Origin of the sequence: Nocardioides sp. YIM B13467, assembly GCF_042788075.1 — a bacterium.
Classification (GTDB): Bacteria; Actinomycetota; Actinomycetes; order Propionibacteriales; family Nocardioidaceae; genus Nocardioides.
The window spans coordinates 2,083,167-2,099,076 of sequence record NZ_JBHZPJ010000046.1 but is presented as its reverse complement, the minus strand read 5'-3'; the positions used below and the strand labels follow the sequence as shown (position 1 = coordinate 2,099,076).

Genomic DNA, 15,910 nt, shown 5'->3' with positions numbered 1-15,910 from the left:
GAGAGTGGCCGATCGGTCACTCTCAGCCTGTCATGAACGACGGATGGTGACCCGTCCGGCCTTCAGGTCGACCCCGTGTGGCGGGTCGTCGCCGTCGGGCGAGGGGACCACGTGACCGATGTTGTCCTGCTCCTTGAGGTCGCGCGCGGCGCGGGCGTTGCCCGGGTCGAAGACGTCGATGAAGTTGCCGAGGCCGTCGCCGATCCCGGAGGAGACGCCGCGGCGCGAGGAGCGCAGGGCCTTGTTGCAGGCCGTGATGATCAGGCCGAGCACGACAACGACGGCGACGCCGAACACGACCCAGGTCATGTTCGGCAGACTACGCCGATGCTCAAAGCAGCGAGGCGCCCTCGACGACGCCGAGCGGCTCGGCGGCGATGTCGGAGCGCCGCTGGAGACCGTCGAAGCTGACGAGGTCGGCAGCGGCGTACGCCCGCGAGCGCGCGTCGTCGATGTCGTAGCCCTTCGCGCGGACCGCCAGCACACGCCCACCCGCGGTGACCAGGTGGCGGTGGTCGGGCTCCTCGGGAGTGGAGGCGTCGACGATCGCTGTGCCGGCGTGGATCACGTCCACGTCGTTGATCGAGTTGGCGTTGCCGGCGCCGGTGATGACGTCGCCCTTCGAGGACGACTCCGGGTAGCCGGCCGAGGCCAGCACGACCGTCACCGAGGCACCGTCGGAGAAGGTCGGCGCCTCGACGGTGTCCAGCGCGCCCGTGGCCGCCGCGAGGAGCAGGTCGCCGAGGGAGGACTCCAGAAGAGCGAGGACCGGCTGGATGTCGGGGTCACCGAACCGGCAGTTGAACTCGATCACCTTCGGCCCCTTGGCGGTCAGCGAGAGCCCGACGTAGAGACACCCGACGAACGGAGCGCCGCGCTTCTCCATCTCGACCAGGGTCGGCTGGACGACAGTCGTCAGCACGACGTCGGCCAGGTCCGGCTGCGCCCACGGCAGCGGCGAGTAGGCACCCATCCCGCCGGTGTTGCCGCCCTTGCCGCCGTCGAAGATCCGCTTGAAGTCCTGCGCCGGCTGCAGCGCGTAGGCCCTCGTCCCGTCGCAGATCGCGAACAGCGAGACCTCGGGGCCGTCGAGGAACTCCTCGATGACGACCCGTTCGCATGCGGCCGCGTGGGCCAGCGCCTCCTCGCGGTCACGCGTCACGACGACGCCCTTGCCCGCGGCCAGAGCATCGTCCTTGACGACGTACGGAGCGCCGAACTCGTCAAGCGCGGCGGCGGCTTCCTCGGGGGTGGTCGCCACCCGCGAGCCCGCGGTCGGCACGCCGGCCACGGACATCACGTCCTTGGAGAACGCCTTCGACCCCTCGAGCTGCGCGGCAGCCTCCGACGGTCCGAAGACCGGGATCCCCGCCTGACGGACCGCGTCGGCCACCCCGGCCACCAGCGGCGCCTCGGGTCCGACGACGACCAGATCGGCGCCCAGCTCGCCGGCCAGGGAGGCGATCGCGGGACCGGACATGATGTCAACGTCCCGGAGCGTGGCGAACTCCGCGATCCCGGGGTTCCCGGGCGCGGCGTACACCTCGTTACCTTCCTGGGAGAGCTTCAGAGCGAGCGCGTGCTCACGACCACCGGTGCCGACGACGAGGATCTTCACGTGGCCACCTTATGACGAGCCCGGCTCACTCCTCGGCGGGCGGGGTGACGGCCTCGTCGGGACGGTGCTGGATGACGTCCTCGTAGTAGGACTCGGCGGCGTTGATGAGCTTGACCCACTCGCCGGCGAACTGGGAGAGCACCCAGCGGTGCTCGAGGATCTCGTGGAACATCTGCGCCGGGGTGAGCTTGGCCGCGGCGCCGGGCGGGCGCATCGCGACGATGGGCTCGTAGACCTCGCGCAGCCAGCGGCTCGCCGCGACCTCGATCGGCAGGTCGCCGAGCTCGCGGGTGGCGCGGAAGGCGGAGATGTCGTTGAGGATCCGCCGTGCCTGGGCGTCTTGGACGTCCAGCCCGGTCAGCGTACGCAGCTCGCGGCGGTGGTGGCCGAGCTCGACCACCCGCGGGCGGAGGGCGACGGTGTCGCCGTCCTCGCTGGTGGTGATGTCGAGCTCCTCGACGTCGAAGCCGAGGTCGTGGAGGCGCTCGATGCGCTGCTCGATGTGCCACATCTCCTCGGCGGAGAAGACCTGCTCCTCGGTGAGCTCGCGCCACAGTGCGTCGTAGCGGCTCTGCAGCCGCTCGACGATCGCGTCGATCGGGAAGGCCTCGGGCAGGGACTCGCTCGCCTGCAGGTCGAGCAGCTCGCCGTAGATGTTCTGGTAGGCGACATCGAGGTCGTACTCCCGCAGCCGGTCGGAGAGCTCCGGCTTCAGCTCCCCGGTCTCGGCATCGACCAGGTAGGCGGCGAACCCGGCCGCGTCGCGGACGAAGAGGACGTTCGACAAGGACACGTCGCCCCAGTAGAAGCCGGCCAGGTGGAGGCGTACGAGCAGGACGACGAGGGCGTCGATCAGGCTGGGGAGCCGGTCGGCGGCCAGGCCCCGCTCGAACAGCGCGCGATAGGGGAGCGAGTAGGTGAGGTGGTCGGTCATCAGCGCGGCGCCGAGGTCGTTGCCGTCGCGGTCCTTGCGGCCGGTGACGACGCACTTCGCGACGACGGTCGGCAGGCCGAGGCGCTGCAGCTCGCGCAGCATGTTGTACTCGCGCCGGGCGATGTCGGCCTGGGTCTCCTTGACCGCGTAGACGTTGCCGCGCACGCGCACGATGCGTACGACATGGCGGCTCAGACCGCGCGCCAAGGGGACCACGACGTCGTCTGGCCACTCCTCCAGGGGAAGCGACCAGGGCAGGGTGTAGAGGGCCGGATCGGGCCGGCTGGCGAGCATCCGCAGGGCCATACCGCCACGTTAGTGGGGGTGGGCATGGAGCATGGGAGAATGTCCGCCGTGACTGTGGTGCCCAACGTCCTTGCCAACCGCTATGCCGCGGCCGACCTCGCCGGGATCTGGAGTCCCGAGCACAAGATCGTCCTGGAGCGTCAGCTCTGGATCGCGGTGCTCAAGGCCCAGAAGGATCTCGGCATCGACGTCCCCGACGGGGTCGTGGAGGCGTACGAGAAGGTCGTCGAGGACGTCGATCTCGACTCGATCGCGGCGCGCGAGCGGGTGACCCGCCACGACGTGAAGGCGCGGATCGAGGAGTTCGCCGCGCTGGCCGGTCACGAGCACATCCACAAGGGCATGACCTCGCGGGACCTGACCGAGAACGTCGAGCAGCTCCAGGTGCTCTCGTCGTTGAAGGTGATCCGCGACCGTGCCGTGGCGACGCTGGCCCGCCTGGCGCGGCTTGCGGCCGAGCACGAGACCACCGTCATGGCCGGCCGTTCGCACAACGTCGCTGCCCAGGCGACGACGCTCGGCAAGCGGTTCGCGACGGTCGCCGACGAGATGCTGGTCGGGCTCCAGCGGGTCGAGGAGCTCATCGCCCGCTACCCCCTGCGTGGGATCAAGGGCCCGATGGGGACGGCGCAGGACATGCTCGACCTGCTCGACGGTGACGCCGACAAGCTGGCCGCGCTCGAGGAGCGGGTCGCGTCGCACCTCGGCTTCGAGAACGTCTTCACCAGCGTCGGCCAGGTCTATCCGCGCTCCCTCGACTTCGACGCGGTCTCCGCGCTGGTCCAGCTGGTCTCCGGCCCGTCCAACCTGTCGACCACGATCCGCCTGATGGCCGGCAACGAGCTGGTCACCGAGGGCTTCAAGGAGGGCCAGGTCGGCTCCTCCGCGATGCCTCACAAGATGAACTCGCGCTCCACCGAGCGGGTCAACGGCCTCTCGGTGGTGCTCCGCGGCTACCTCTCGATGATCTCCGAGCTGGCCGGCGACCAGTGGAACGAGGGCGACGTCTCCGACTCCGTCGTGCGCCGCGTCGCGCTCCCGGACGCGTTCTTCGCCGCCGACGGCCTCTTCCAGACCTTCCTGACCGTGCTCGACGAGTTCGGTGCCTTCCCTGCCGTGATCCAGCGCGAGCTCGACCGCTACCTGCCGTTCCTGGCGACCACCAAGGTGCTGATGGCCGCCGTCCGCAACGGCGTCGGCCGCGAGGAGGCGCACGAGGCGATCAAGGAGGCCGCCGTAGGCACCGCGCTCTCGATGCGCAAGGGCCAGGCCGAGAACGACGTCTTCGCCAAGCTCGGAGCTGACTCCCGTCTCGGTCTGACCGAGGACCAGATCCAGTCGCTGGTGGCCGACCCGATCGAGTTCACCGGTGCCGCCGTCGCGCAGGTCCAGGAGGTCGTACGCCGCGTGGAGGCCGTCACCGCCCGCCACCCCGAGGCCGCCGCCTACGCTCCTGGTGAGATTCTCTAGAGGTCGTGTGTGACGCCCGGTGACGAGCCGGACATGGTGGGTCGTGACCCGTCTCGCCGATCCGCCCGCCGTGCGTTTCCGGGCGCTCTACGACGCCAACTTCGAGGCCGTCCTCGGTTACGCGTTGCGCCGCGTCGACCAGCCGGCCGACGCCGCTGACGTGGTCAGCGAGACCTTCCTGGTCGCGTGGCGGCGGCTCGAGGACGCCCCGCCCGGTGACTTCCGGCCGTGGCTGTTCGGGATCGCCCGCAACGTACTCCTCAACCAGCACCGCTCGACCCGGCGTCGGGGGCGGTTGGCGGAGCGGCTGCGTACGTTCCTGGCGAGTTCAGACGTCTCAGACCTGGCCGACGGGGTGGCCGAGCAGGATCGCGTACGCCGCGCCCTGGCGGTCCTGTCGGAGGCCGACCGAGAGCTGCTCACCCTGATCGCCTGGGATGATCTGAGCCCCAGCGAGGCGGCGGCCGTTCTCGGGATCGCCGCGGGGACTGCGCGGATGCGGCTCGCGCGGGCGCGGGCGCGATTCGCCGAGGCCCTGGGTGACGCTGCGCCGGCGGCTGGACATGTGCGGGGTGTACCCCACGACTTCGCGACCGAGGAGGGCCGATGACTGACCCGATCGAAAGACTGCGGCGCCACAACCCGGTCGATGCAGACCGGGTTCGCCGCGCTGTGTCTTCTCGGGAGCGACAACTGCTCCTGGAGGAGATCATGTCCGACGAGACCACGACCCGCAGGCGCCAGCGAGGTTGGCTGGTGCCCGCCGCCGCAGCCGCGGCGGTTGCCGCCATCACCCTCGGCGTCTGGGCGGCCACCCAGACGCCGGAGACCACCGCTGTGCCGGCGGCCGGCCCGCCGCCCGCCGCTGACGAGTCGAGCCAGGCTCCCACGTCGAGTGAGACCCTGGCGGGCGGGACCCCCTCCCTAGGTCCAGCTGAGCCCGAGACGGCCGTGAACGAGCCGTGCCCGGCGTACAAGGCCACGACCGTCGCCGTCCCACAGGTGGCCCAGGGCAAGCAGCTGATCGTCGATACCCCCGGTTGGACGGGCGTGGACCATGAAGGGGCCGAGCGCTGGACCGGTCCCGGTGGCGAGGTCTATGTGACCAGCACCGGCGGGGACCCGCGCGGAAACGACAAATACTGCACCCGTTTCACCGGTGAGACCCGTATCGCCGGTGTGGAGGCACTGACCGGCGCCGTTCCGGAGGAAGGGTTTGTCTTCGCGGTGACACCGCCGATCGACGAGTCGAGCGCCGTCGGCGGGCCCTCGAGCATCCTCATCGAGTCGACGACCCTGAACGCGGACGAGTTCGCCAGGGTCCTGAAGACCCTGAAGTGGGTCGAGGCGGCGGAGTTCGACCGCGTCGTGAAGCGATGACATCCTTGCTGGCATGAGTCTGGTCATCACCGTCGCGGCGGTCGTCTTCCGTGACCGCGACGGGCGGATGCTGACCGTCCGCAAGAACGGCACCGCGAAGTTCATGCTCCCCGGCGGAAAACTGGAGCCGGGGGAGTCGGCCGCGGAGGCGGCCGTGCGCGAGGTGGCGGAGGAGCTCGGCGTACGGCTTCGGGTCGAGGACCTCGCGCTGCTCGGTGAGTTCGAGGCGGACGCCGCCAACGAGCCGGGTCACCTGGTGCGCTCGACGGTCTTCACCTGGGCCGGCGGGGTCGCCCCGGACGCCGCTGCCGAGATCGCGGAGCTGCGCTGGGCGACGCTCGCCGAGATCACCGACGGAGCCGACTTCGCCCCGCTGACCAGGGAGTACGTCGTCCCCGCCCTCGAGCCCGCCTGAACCGTCCCGGCCGGCCGCGGCACGGTGTCAGACTGTCGGTGTGTCCGGGTACTTCGCCGCCGACTCGATGGTCGTCCGTGCCATGCGTCAGCGGGTCGTCGGGCTGAGCTGGGGACAGCGGGCGCTGGTGATCGGCGGCCTGCACCCACGGCTCTTCGTCGGCACCGCGCAGCACACGGTGCACCGGGCTACGCCCTACACGCGGCTCGCGCTGACCGCCCGGCTGATGGAGACGGTCTTCCTCGGGACCAAGGAGGAGGCCGACCGGGCGCTCGCGTTCACGGCGAAGCGGCATGATCCCGTCGAAGGGGCGATGGAGGTCGACGGTGGCCCCGCGCACCCGGCCGGTGCGCCCTACTCGGCCGCCGACCCCGAGCTGATGTGGTGGACGGCGGCGTTCGCGCTCGACTCGGTCGAGTTCATGTACGACGCCCTGGTCCGCCCGCTCCGCCCGGACGAGCGGGAGGAGCTCTTCGACGGGTTCGTGACCTGGGCCGGTCTCTTCGGCATGCCGGCCTCGGCCGCGCCGGCGTCCTATCCCGACTTCCGCCGCCGCTTCGACGCCTGGCTCGCCTCGGACGAGCCGTATCTCGTGGACGAGGCGCGCCTGGTCGGCCGCCACATCGCCGGCACCGCCGGCTACCACCTCCCTGGCGGGCCGCCGACCTCCGAGACGCTCCGGACCGTCGTCCAGGGCAGCCTCCCGACACTCGTCCGCGAGCACTACGGCATCCCGTGGTCGGCCGCTGCCGAGAGGAGATGGCGGGCCGTACGCACCGCCAGCCGCCTCGCCCACGGCCGCCTCTCGCTCCTCGGGCCCACGCCGCTGCTGCGCGGGCGGAGCGAGCGCTTCTACAAGGTCGTCCAGCAGGGTGAGCAGGCGTTGGTGCGCCGAGGAGGCGTCAGCATCCCCGGCGTCTCCGATGTCACGCCGGCTTGACGTCCAGCACGACCTCGAACTCCAGCAGGTCGGCGCCGGTGGCGACGGGCTTGCGCGGCGCCTCACCCGGCGGAGTCGCGTGCGCGGCCCGGGCATCCCCGTCGCGCCAGGCCGCGAAGGACTCCTCGGAGTCCCAGTGGGTGACGACGAAGTAGCGGTCGTCGCCGGCGACCGGGCGCAGCAGCTGGAAGCCCAGGAACCCCGGAGACTTCTCGACCGCACCGGCCCGCGCCGCGAACCGCTTCTCGAGCTCCGCGCCCGCCTCGGCCGGCACCTGGATTGCATTGATCTTCACCACAGACATGCCGCAAACCTATGCGAGGGCTGGGGAGGCGGCGTACGTGCCTGCGACGATGGACGGCATGTCCGAGCCGGTAACCGTGACCATCGCCCGTCGAGTCTCCGTGGAGCGCCGCGACGAGATGGTCGCCTGGATGCAGGCCGGGATCCGGCTGGCCAGCGAGTTCCCCGGCTTCCTGGGAGCGGGCTGGGTGCGGCCGTCACCGGACTCCGACCAGTGGCACCTGCTCTACCGCTTCGACTCCCACGAGACCCTGGGCAGCTGGGACAACAGCCGACAGCGCGGCTGGTGGCTGGGTGCGGGCGAGCCGTTCGTCGAGGAGACCCGGATCGAGCGGCGTACCGGCATCGAGGGCTGGTTCGACCCGCCGAGCACCTACGACGTCGAGCAGGTCTCCGGGGTCGCGACGGCCCCGCCACGGTGGAAGCAGACGATCACGATCTTCCTGATGTTCTACCCGGTCAGCCTGCTCGCCAACTGGCTTCTCGGCCCGCTGGTCGCGGAGTGGGCGCTGCCGCTCAAGGTGCTCGGGGTGATGGTCGTGACGCTGCCGTTCATGACGTACTTCGGGCTGCCCTGGATCACCCGCAACATGGAGTGGTTCCTGCACGGCCGCCCGGCGCCCTGGCGCCGAGGTTAGGCCCTCGGGCCGCCGTCCTCGGCGGAGAGCACCGCGTCGAGGAGCCCGGGGAACCGCGCGTCGAGGTCCTCACGGCGCAGCGAGAGGCGCCGGGCGCGGCCGTTGGCCTCGTTGCGGACCACACCCGACGTACGCAGCACCTTCATCAGGTGCGACTTGGTCGACTTCGGCACGTCCGGACTGCTCAGGTGGCACTCCGCCATGTCGAGAGGTCCGTCGACCAGCTGGCGGGCGATCGCCAGGCGCTCGGGGTCGCTGAGCGCGAAGAGCACGGTCGTCAGTGAGAGCTCCGACCGATCGGGATGCGGGAGGTCCGGGGAAGAACTCATGGTTCGATAATAGTTGCACAGTCAGCGGAAGGCACGTACTCTCCATAAAAGGTTCGAAAAAATTCGAACGATGGATGGAGTGGTGATGTCGGCAGGTGTAGTGAGCGGTACGACGACGGACGCCGTCGTCGGGCGGCGACTCGGCGCGGGGGTGGCCCTCGGGGCGGTGGTGCTGATGATGGCCGGGGCCAGCGCGCCCTCCCCCTTCTATCCCGACCTCCAGGTTGGCCTCGGGCTCGAGCCGTGGGTGATGACGGCTGTCTTCGCCGTCTATGCCGTCGCGCTGCTCGCCACCCTGCTCGTGTTCGGCTCGGTCTCCGACCACGTCGGCCGGCGTCCGGTGGTGACCGTCGGGTTCCTCCTGCTGGCGGCCAGCTTCGCGCTCTTCCAGGGAGCCGACACCGCCGCCGTCCTCTTCGAGGCGCGGATCCTGCAGGGGGTCGCGAGCGGACTGCTGCTCTCGACGCTCTCGGCCGCCATCGCAGACTTCGAGCGGCCCTCGCGGCCGGGCTCCGCGGCGGTGGTCAACGCCATCGCTCCGATGGTCGGACTGGCGATCGGCGCCATCGTCGCCGGCGTGGTCCTGCAGGTGGCGGCGGACGCGCAGCTCATCGTCTTCGACGCCCTCGTCATGCTCTCCCTCCTTCTCGCGGCGGGCGTGTGGCTTGTCCCCGAGACCGCGCCCCGTCACGAAGGTCTGCTCGACTCGCTGCGTCCACGGATCGCCGTGCCGCCGGCCATCCGGGGCCTGCTCAGCCGCAGCGCCCCGGCGATCTTCGCCGGCTGGGCGACCGGTGGGCTCTTCCTCTCCCTCGGAGCCGCGATCGTACGCACCGAGCTGGGCGCCAGCAGTCACGTCCTCCAGGGGCTCGCGATCGGTGCCCTCGCCGGGTCCGGGGCGGTGGCGGCGTACCTCTTCCGGAACCGCTCGGCCCGGGCGACGACGCTCTACGGCACGGCCGCGCTGGCCGGCGGCACGGTGCTGAGCCTGCTCGCGCTCCCGACCGGCTCGGTGGCGGCGTACCTCGTCGCAGTGGTCGTCGCGGGCTCGGGCTTCGGGACCGCCTTCTTCGGCATCCTGCGCTCGATCATGCCGCTCCTGCCGGCCCATGAGCGGGCGGAGGTCTTCGCGGTGATCTTCATCGTGTCCTACCTCGCCTTCGGCATCCCGGCCGTCGTCGCCGGGCTGCTGACGCCGCAGATCGGTCTCACGACCACGACCTACGTCTACGGCGTCGTCGTCGCGGTGCTCTCCGCCGTGGCCGGAGTGCTGCGTTGGCGCAGCGGCGACTGACCGCGTCAGGGGTGCGTGATCGCGCCGCCGCCCTTCCTCTCCTGGTACGTCGCCGACAGCTCGTCGTAGGTCCGGATGATCCGGGCGAGCTGGTCGGGGTCGGCGAGCGGGGCGAGTCCGGTGCTGACGAAGTAGGCGTTGGTGCGGTTGTAGAGGTCGCGCCCCGGAGCGACCTCATCGCGGTCGGGGTCCGGGACGGCGTAGACGCCCTTCAGGATCGCCAGGTCGTAGGGGATCGCGAAGGAGTCGGCCGAGTCCTGGTGGCTGAAGAGATAGGCGAACTCGGGGAACCCTGACCAGGCGATCCCCGACAGGCACAGCGAGCACGGCTCATGGGTCGCCAGCAGCAGGCAGTCGGCGGGATCCGGCCGGTCCTCGGCCGGCAGCTCGAAGAAGCGCTTGATGGCGTGGATCTCCCCGTGCCACAGCGGGTTCTCGGTCTCGTTGTTGGTCTCGGCGACCACCGTCGAGAGGTCCGCGCGGCGCACGATCGCGGCGCCGAAGATCTTGTTGCCCGCGGCCACGCCGGCACGGGTCAGCGGGACGATCTCCTGCTCGATCACGTCCAGCAGGCGGCGTACGTCTGCCTCGTCGGTCAGGTCCATCAGACCAGGGCCTCGCCGCCGTGGGTGGCGAGCTTGCGGGCGACCTCGGCCAGGTCGGCGCGCCAGATCTCCTCGGGGCCGGGCGGGAGGATGTCGTCCCAGTCGGGCGAGAAGCTGCCGCGTACTGAGAGCAGGTCCTTCGGGCGGGCCAGGAACCACATGTGCAGGTGCTCGGCGCCGTCGCCGATCCGCATCGCGTGGCAGCGGGCGATGTTGGGCAGGCTCTCCACGATCCTGGCGAGCCGCACCGTGAGGACCCCGAACTCGGCCGCCTGGTGCTCATCGAGGTCGGGCAGGTCGTAGTGCTCGAGCGGCTCGAGGATCAGCACCAGCGGCAGCCCGGACTGCGCCAGGTGCTTGACCCGCCAGCTCTCGTCCTGCCAGATCACGCCCGGCAGATCGGTGCCGCACAGGGTGCAGTCCACCCCGTCCTCACCGCTGCGCGGCTCCTCGGGAGCCGGGGGAGCGAGCGGCTTGGGGGCGATCTCGCCGTCGCGTACCACCCACGGGAAGACGTCCCACTCGGTCACGCTCGGTGCGGGCAGGTCACCGCCGGCCTGGACGCGGGCGTAGATCTGATCAGCTGTCTCGGCCATGGCTCGAAACCATGCCACAGCGGGCGGAGGTGTAACACGCTGTTCGTAGGATCCAACCGGCGGTTCCGATAGGGCGAGTAGTCCTACGAACGACGTGTTACAGCCCGCGGCCGCCTATCTCTTAGGCTGATCCCGTGGCTGAACTCAACATCCCGCCGGCGCCGGCGATCCCGGGCGCGAAGCACCTCCACTCCGGCAAGGTGCGCGACCTCTACGAGCTGGAGGAGGGTCCGTACGCCGGCCAGCTCCTGATGGTCGCCAGCGACCGCATCTCGGCCTTCGACCACGTCTTCGACACGGTCATCCCGGACAAGGGCGAGATCCTCACCCGGCTGTCGCTGTGGTGGTTCGAGCAGTTCGAGGACCTGGTGCCGACCCACGTGCTCTCGACCGATGTCCCGGAGTCGGTGGGCGGTCGGGCGGTGGTCGCCCAGAAGCTCCACATGCTGCCTGTAGAGTGCGTCGCGCGCGGCTACCTGACGGGGTCGGGCCTGCGTGAGTACGAGGCCACCGGCGAGGTCTGCGGCATCCGGCTGCCGGCCGGCCTGGTCGACGGCTCCCGGCTCACCCCGCCGATCTTCACCCCGGCCACGAAGGCGGAGCTCGGCGACCACGACGAGAACGTCACCTACGAATACATCTCCAAGCTGATCGGGGAGGACGACGCCGCCGCGGTCCGCCGGCTCACCCTGGCGGTCTACCAGCGCGCCGACGAGATCGCCCGCGGCAGCGGCCTCATCCTGGCCGACACGAAGTTCGAGTTCGGCGTACGCCAGGACGACCTGGGCATCCGCACCATCGTGCTCGCCGACGAGGTGCTCACCCCGGACTCCTCCCGCTACTGGGACGCGAGCCAGTGGCACCCCGGCGCAGCGATCCCCAGCTTCGACAAGGACGTCATCCGGCGCTGGCTGCTCTCGCCCGAGTCCGGCTGGGACCGCGCTGCTGGTGGTCCGCCGCCGGAGCTGCCCGAGGAGATCGTCGCGCGCACGCGGGCGAAGTACGTCGAGGCGTACGAGAAGCTCACCGGCCACCGCTTCTGAAACTCCAGGCAAAGTTTCAGGGACACGTGTCGCACTAAAAGTCGAGACCGTGTTCCCTGAGAACCTACGCGCGGGTAAGTTGTGACGCGTAACACGACCATCACTGGAGGCCATGTGTCCACGTACAACCTCGCTTCGCTGCTCGAAGACTCCGCGGCGAGCTATCCCGAGCGCACTGCGATCGTCCTTGGCGACATCCGTCTGAACTACGCCCAGGTCAACGGTGCCGCGAACCAGGTCGCGAACCTGCTGGCGAGCAAGGGCATCGGCGCGGGCGACCGGGTTGCTCTGATGAGCCCGAACCTGCCCTACTTCACGATGGTCTACTTCGGCATCCTCAAGGCCGGCGCCACCGTCGTGCCGCTCAACGTGCTGCTCAAGGGGCGCGAGGTGGCCTACCACCTCAAGGACTCCGACGCGAAGGCCCTCTTCGCCTTCGAGGGCACCCCGGAGCTCGCCATCGGTGCCGAGGCGCACGCCGGCGCGCAGGAGGCCGGGATCGAGAACTTCTTCCTGATCACCGCCGACCCGACCGCCACGTCGCCGATCGAGGGCGTGACCACGCTCGGCCAGGGCATCGGGACCCAGCCGCCGACCTTCGAGACCGTGGCCACCGACGAGGACGACACCGCGGTCATCCTCTACACCTCCGGCACCACCGGGCAGCCCAAGGGCGCCGAGCTGCGGCATCGCAACATGCGCGACAACGCGCTGGCCGGCGCCGACCTCTTCGGTGCCTCGTCCGAGCGGCCCGACACCTATCTCGCCGTGCTGCCCCTCTTCCACGCCTTCGGTCAGACCGTGGTGCAGAACGGCGCCATCGCCTTCGGCGGCACCGTCGTGCTGCTGCCTCGCTTCGACGCCGCTGCCGCGCTGGCGACGATGCTCAAGGAGAGCGTCACGTTCTTCGCCGGCGTGCCGACGATGTACTGGGGCCTGCTCGGTGCCCTCTCCGAGGACACCGACGTGGCCACCCTCGCCAAGAACCTGCGCGTCGCCGCCGCCGGTGGCTCGGCCCTCCCGGTCGAGATCCACAAGGAGTTCGAGAAGCGCTTCGGCGTCACCATCCTCGAGGGCTACGGCCTCTCCGAGACCTCGCCGGTGGCGTCGTTCTCGCTCTACGGCCAGCCGGTGCGTCCGGGCTCGATCGGTGTCCCGATCCCCGGTGTCGAGATGCGCCTGATCGACCCGGCGTCGTGGGACGACATCGAGTGGACCCCCGACGCGATCGGCGAGATCGCGATCAAGGGCCACAACATCTTCAAGGGCTACTACAACCGCCCCGAGGCCACCGCCGAGGTGCTCACGGACGAGGGCTGGTTCCGTTCGGGCGACCTCGCCAAGCGCGACGAGGACGGGTGGTACTACATCGTCGACCGCGCCAAGGAGCTCATCATCCGCGGCGGCTTCAACGTCTACCCGCGCGAGATCGAAGAGGTCCTGCTGACCCACCCGGCGGTCTCGCTGGCCGCCGTGATCGGCGTCCCGCACGACTCGCACGGTGAGGAGATCAAGGCGGTCCTCGTGCTCAAGCCCGGCGCCTCCGCGACCTCCGAGGAGATCGTCGCCTGGAGCAAGGAGCAGATGGCGGCCTACAAGTACCCGCGCATCGTCGAGATCGTCGACGCCCTCCCGATGACCGCCACCGGCAAGATCCTCAAGCGCGAGCTCAAGTAACTGATTCCCGTACGCCGGCAGCAGCCGTAGCTCGAAGATCGCAGTCACCTCGTGGCCGCGATCTTCGAGTTTACGAAGTTCCGATCTGGGGTAGAACGGTTTCGTGGAGCACTCGGGGGACGCGAAGCAGCCGTTCGACCGTGACGGCATGGTGCGACTGCGTGACGAGATCCAGGGCGGTGTCATCTCGCGGCGACAGTTGCGTGACCTGCATGCGCAGGACCACGACATCCGTCGGCTCGTACGCAACCGTGAGCTCGCGGTCATTCATCCGGGGGTCTACGTCAATCACACCGGCAACCCGACCTGGGGCCAACGTGCCTGGGCAGCGGTGCTGGTGTGCTGGCCGGCCGCGCTGACGGGGAGGTCGGCGCTGCCGAAGCCGCCGGAGCGTGCGCCGATCGAGGTGATGATCCCGATGAGCCGGACGATCAGCGCGCCGGACGGCGTGATCGTTCGCCGTCGCGCACGATTCGACGGATACGTCGACTGGTCCGCCTACCCGCCCCGGCAGCTCCTCGCGGAAGCAGCGATCGACGCGGCCTCGGAGGCGGGTGGTGTCAACGAGGCGTTCGCAGTGCTCGCCGACCTCGTCCAGGCCAAGGCCGTACGGGCCGCGGCACTGGTCGAAGCGTTGCGCCGTCGCCCTCGGATGCGCGACCGGCGCCTCCTCGGCGAGCTGCTCGAAGATCTCAACGACGGCGCGTGCTCGGTGCTCGAACGCGAGTACCTCCGCCGCGTCGAGCGCGCCCACGGCCTGCCCGCGGGAGAGCGCCAGGTCGCCGACTCGGTCGCGGGAGTCTCCGTCGAGCGCGACGTCACCTACGCCGCGTACGGTCTGGTCGTCGAGCTGGACGGCCGTGCCTTCCACGGCAGCGCTGCGGCTCGAGACGCTGACCATGCTCGTGACCTGGATGCGGCGGCTGTGCGGGGCCTGCGGACCGTCCGGCTCACCTACGGCCAGGTGCTCGGGGACCCGTGTCGAACGGCCACCCGCATCGGTGAGCTGCTTCGGCTCGGGGGCTGGGAAGGTCAGGTTCGCTCGTGCCCGGACTGCCCGGCGGACACTGCGTGACTAGCTCGAAGATCGCAGTCACCCGGTGGCTGGAATCTTCGAGTCTGTGGGCCCCGTCCGGAAGGCGAGCATCGGTCGGGAGGTCGCGCCGACGGCGGCGAGGGCGAGCAGGCAGGCGATGCCACCGCTGACCAGGGCGAACGACCCCGAGGTCAGCTCGGCGACGGCGCCGCCGCGAAGGTTGCCGACCTGCGGACCGCCCGCGCCGACGATCATCTCGATCGCGGCGGTCCGGCCGCGCAGGTCGTCGGGTACGGCGAGCTGGATCAGGGTGCCGCGGGTGACCACGCTGACCGAGTCGGCGGCTCCGGCGACGGCGAGCAGGGCGAGGCACAGCCAGGGTGAGGTGACCAGCCCGACGGCGCCGAGGCTGGCACCCCACACGGCCGCGGCGCCGATCGTGATCAGGCCTGGCCGGCTGCGTCTGGTGAACGAGCCCGAGACGAGGGAGGCCGCCACGCCGCCGACCGCGATCGCGGTCAGGAACAGCCCGAGGGTGCGTGGGTCGCCGCCGAACCGGGCCTCGTTGACCAGCGGAAACAGGCTCACCGGCATTGCCAGGACGGTGGCCGCCAGATCGACGAGGAGCACGCCGCGTACGACCGGCTGGGTGGCCGCGAAGCGCAGGCCTTCGAGGACTCCGCCGCCGCTCGTCCGGGTTGAGGGCGCGAGAGCCGGGAGGCCGGCGACTCCGAGGAACCCGGCGGCGAAGGAGGCCGCGTCGACGGCGTACGCGATCTCGAGGCCGGCATAGCCGATGATCAGGCCGCCCAGCGCCGGGCCCAGGAGCATCGATCCCTGGAAGCTCAGCCGGTTGAGCGCGAGCCCCGCGGCGACCTGGTCGGTCGGGAGCAGGCGCGGGATCACGCCCATGCTCGCAGGGGCGGCGACCGCGCCGGTGGCGGCGATGAGCGCGACCAGCGCGAGGACGGGCCCGAGTGATGCGGGTGAGGTGCCGAGCCAGAAGGCCTGAGCGACCAGCAGTAGAGCCAGCGTCAGCTGGACGACGGTCGTGGCCATCAGGATCGAGCGGCGGTCCGCGCGGTCCGCGACCGCGCCGCCCCAGAGCCCGATCGTGAGCATCGGGACGAGCTGCGCGAGCGCGACGCTGCCGGACCAGAACGGGCTGTGTGTCGACTCCCAGACCTGGTACATCACCGCGACCACCGAGATCTGCCCACCCAGCCCCGAGACCGCCCGCCCGATGAAGAACCGGCGGAAAGCAGGAGACGTACGCAGCGGGGTGATGTCGATCAGCAGATGGCGCACGAGGAGCGATCGTAAAGA

At 70.3% G+C, this 15,910-nt stretch carries 18 protein-coding genes; 10 read left to right on the top strand and 8 right to left on the bottom strand.

Features of this window, described 5'->3' with window-relative positions:
* Positions 1-30: 30 nt before the first annotated feature.
* The 3 genes from ACFX43_RS17140 to ACFX43_RS17130 are packed head-to-tail and all read right to left on the bottom strand — an operon-like array spanning position 31 to position 2,858.
* Positions 31-309 (bottom strand): hypothetical protein, encoded by a 279-nt coding sequence (locus tag ACFX43_RS17140; protein ID WP_378830278.1) that lies wholly within the window; start codon positions 307-309, stop codon positions 31-33.
* A 22-nt stretch (positions 310-331) separates the two neighbouring features.
* Positions 332-1,618: a phosphoribosylamine--glycine ligase gene (gene purD / locus ACFX43_RS17135; RefSeq protein WP_378830274.1), complete on the bottom strand. Its 1,287-nt coding sequence runs from the start codon at positions 1,616-1,618 to the stop codon at positions 332-334.
* A gap of 25 nt (positions 1,619-1,643) precedes the next feature.
* Positions 1,644-2,858 carry a DUF4032 domain-containing protein gene (locus ACFX43_RS17130; RefSeq protein WP_378830269.1) on the bottom strand — a complete coding sequence of 405 codons (1,215 nt, stop codon included), beginning with the start codon at positions 2,856-2,858 and terminating at the stop codon, positions 1,644-1,646.
* 39 nt (positions 2,859-2,897) lie between these two features.
* Between ACFX43_RS17130 and purB the strand changes: the two genes are divergently transcribed.
* The 5 genes from purB to ACFX43_RS17105 are packed head-to-tail and all read left to right on the top strand — an operon-like array spanning position 2,898 to position 7,063.
* On the top strand, positions 2,898-4,328 hold the full coding sequence (gene purB / locus ACFX43_RS17125; protein ID WP_378830267.1) for an adenylosuccinate lyase: 1,431 nt from the start codon (positions 2,898-2,900) through the stop codon (positions 4,326-4,328).
* A 43-nt stretch (positions 4,329-4,371) separates the two neighbouring features.
* The gene (locus ACFX43_RS17120; protein WP_378830264.1) at positions 4,372-4,938 is read left to right on the top strand and encodes an RNA polymerase sigma factor; all 567 of its coding nucleotides are present in this window, start codon (positions 4,372-4,374) and stop codon (positions 4,936-4,938) included.
* Positions 4,935-5,708 carry a hypothetical protein gene (locus ACFX43_RS17115; protein WP_378830261.1) on the top strand — a complete coding sequence of 258 codons (774 nt, stop codon included), beginning with the start codon at positions 4,935-4,937 and terminating at the stop codon, positions 5,706-5,708. The genes ACFX43_RS17120 and ACFX43_RS17115 overlap by 4 nt, the downstream gene beginning before the upstream one ends.
* A 13-nt stretch (positions 5,709-5,721) precedes the next feature.
* Entirely contained in the window at positions 5,722-6,123 is a 402-nt protein-coding gene (locus ACFX43_RS17110; protein WP_378830259.1) for an NUDIX domain-containing protein, read from the top strand.
* Positions 6,124-6,163: 40 nt separating this feature from the next.
* Positions 6,164-7,063 carry an oxygenase MpaB family protein gene (locus ACFX43_RS17105; RefSeq protein ID WP_378830255.1) on the top strand — a complete coding sequence of 300 codons (900 nt, stop codon included), beginning with the start codon at positions 6,164-6,166 and terminating at the stop codon, positions 7,061-7,063.
* Here ACFX43_RS17105 and ACFX43_RS17100 read toward each other — a convergent pair.
* Entirely contained in the window at positions 7,050-7,367 is a 318-nt protein-coding gene (locus ACFX43_RS17100) for an antibiotic biosynthesis monooxygenase (RefSeq protein ID WP_160026672.1), read from the bottom strand. The genes ACFX43_RS17105 and ACFX43_RS17100 overlap by 14 nt on opposite strands.
* A gap of 58 nt (positions 7,368-7,425) precedes the next feature.
* On the opposite strand from ACFX43_RS17100, the gene ACFX43_RS17095 reads away from it, so the two are divergent.
* Positions 7,426-8,004 (top strand): antibiotic biosynthesis monooxygenase, encoded by a 579-nt coding sequence (locus tag ACFX43_RS17095; RefSeq protein WP_350715820.1) that lies wholly within the window; start codon positions 7,426-7,428, stop codon positions 8,002-8,004.
* On the opposite strand, the gene ACFX43_RS17090 is transcribed toward ACFX43_RS17095, so the two are convergent.
* On the bottom strand, positions 8,001-8,333 hold the full coding sequence (locus tag ACFX43_RS17090; protein WP_378830250.1) for an ArsR/SmtB family transcription factor: 333 nt from the start codon (positions 8,331-8,333) through the stop codon (positions 8,001-8,003). The genes ACFX43_RS17095 and ACFX43_RS17090 overlap by 4 nt on opposite strands.
* Before the next feature lie 85 nt (positions 8,334-8,418).
* On the opposite strand from ACFX43_RS17090, the gene ACFX43_RS17085 reads away from it, so the two are divergent.
* Positions 8,419-9,627, top strand: a complete 1,209-nt coding sequence (locus tag ACFX43_RS17085) for an MFS transporter (protein ID WP_378830247.1) — start codon at positions 8,419-8,421, stop codon at positions 9,625-9,627.
* Between the two features lie 5 nt (positions 9,628-9,632).
* On the opposite strand, the gene ACFX43_RS17080 is transcribed toward ACFX43_RS17085, so the two are convergent.
* Together ACFX43_RS17080 and ACFX43_RS17075 are read right to left on the bottom strand one after the other, a co-directional pair.
* On the bottom strand, positions 9,633-10,232 hold the full coding sequence (locus ACFX43_RS17080) for a nucleoside deaminase (protein ID WP_378830243.1): 600 nt from the start codon (positions 10,230-10,232) through the stop codon (positions 9,633-9,635).
* Positions 10,232-10,828, bottom strand: a complete 597-nt coding sequence (locus ACFX43_RS17075; protein ID WP_378830241.1) for a hypothetical protein — start codon at positions 10,826-10,828, stop codon at positions 10,232-10,234. The genes ACFX43_RS17080 and ACFX43_RS17075 overlap by 1 nt, the downstream gene beginning before the upstream one ends.
* A 134-nt stretch (positions 10,829-10,962) precedes the next feature.
* Here ACFX43_RS17075 and ACFX43_RS17070 point away from each other — a divergent pair, with 134 nt between their 5' ends.
* From ACFX43_RS17070 to ACFX43_RS17060, 3 genes are all read left to right on the top strand, one after another.
* Positions 10,963-11,871, top strand: coding sequence for a phosphoribosylaminoimidazolesuccinocarboxamide synthase (locus tag ACFX43_RS17070; RefSeq protein WP_378830239.1), 909 nt, complete (start codon positions 10,963-10,965; stop codon positions 11,869-11,871).
* A gap of 114 nt (positions 11,872-11,985) precedes the next feature.
* Positions 11,986-13,548 carry a long-chain fatty acid--CoA ligase gene (locus ACFX43_RS17065; protein WP_378830232.1) on the top strand — a complete coding sequence of 521 codons (1,563 nt, stop codon included), beginning with the start codon at positions 11,986-11,988 and terminating at the stop codon, positions 13,546-13,548.
* Positions 13,549-13,651: 103 nt separating this feature from the next.
* Complete coding sequence (locus tag ACFX43_RS17060) at positions 13,652-14,623, top strand: hypothetical protein (protein WP_378830229.1); 972 nt, start codon at positions 13,652-13,654, stop codon at positions 14,621-14,623.
* 18 nt (positions 14,624-14,641) lie between these two features.
* On the opposite strand, the gene ACFX43_RS17055 is transcribed toward ACFX43_RS17060, so the two are convergent.
* Positions 14,642-15,892: an MFS transporter gene (locus ACFX43_RS17055; RefSeq protein WP_378830225.1), complete on the bottom strand. Its 1,251-nt coding sequence runs from the start codon at positions 15,890-15,892 to the stop codon at positions 14,642-14,644.
* Between the last annotated feature and the right edge of the window lie 18 nt (positions 15,893-15,910).

Coding starts and splice junctions, on each gene's coding strand:
- ACFX43_RS17140 (WP_378830278.1), bottom strand. CDS start 309: ATGACCTGGGTCGTGTTCGGCGTCGCCGTCGTTGTCGTGCTCGGCCTG.
- ACFX43_RS17075 (WP_378830241.1), bottom strand. CDS start 10,828: ATGGCCGAGACAGCTGATCAGATCTACGCCCGCGTCCAGGCCGGCGGT.
- purB (WP_378830267.1), top strand. CDS start 2,898: ATGTCCGCCGTGACTGTGGTGCCCAACGTCCTTGCCAACCGCTATGCC.
- ACFX43_RS17100 (WP_160026672.1), bottom strand. CDS start 7,367: ATGTCTGTGGTGAAGATCAATGCAATCCAGGTGCCGGCCGAGGCGGGC.
- ACFX43_RS17095 (WP_350715820.1), top strand. CDS start 7,426: ATGTCCGAGCCGGTAACCGTGACCATCGCCCGTCGAGTCTCCGTGGAG.
- ACFX43_RS17110 (WP_378830259.1), top strand. CDS start 5,722: ATGAGTCTGGTCATCACCGTCGCGGCGGTCGTCTTCCGTGACCGCGAC.
- ACFX43_RS17080 (WP_378830243.1), bottom strand. CDS start 10,232: ATGGACCTGACCGACGAGGCAGACGTACGCCGCCTGCTGGACGTGATC.
- ACFX43_RS17090 (WP_378830250.1), bottom strand. CDS start 8,333: ATGAGTTCTTCCCCGGACCTCCCGCATCCCGATCGGTCGGAGCTCTCA.
- ACFX43_RS17130 (WP_378830269.1), bottom strand. CDS start 2,858: ATGGCCCTGCGGATGCTCGCCAGCCGGCCCGATCCGGCCCTCTACACC.
- ACFX43_RS17085 (WP_378830247.1), top strand. CDS start 8,419: ATGTCGGCAGGTGTAGTGAGCGGTACGACGACGGACGCCGTCGTCGGG.
- ACFX43_RS17115 (WP_378830261.1), top strand. CDS start 4,935: ATGACTGACCCGATCGAAAGACTGCGGCGCCACAACCCGGTCGATGCA.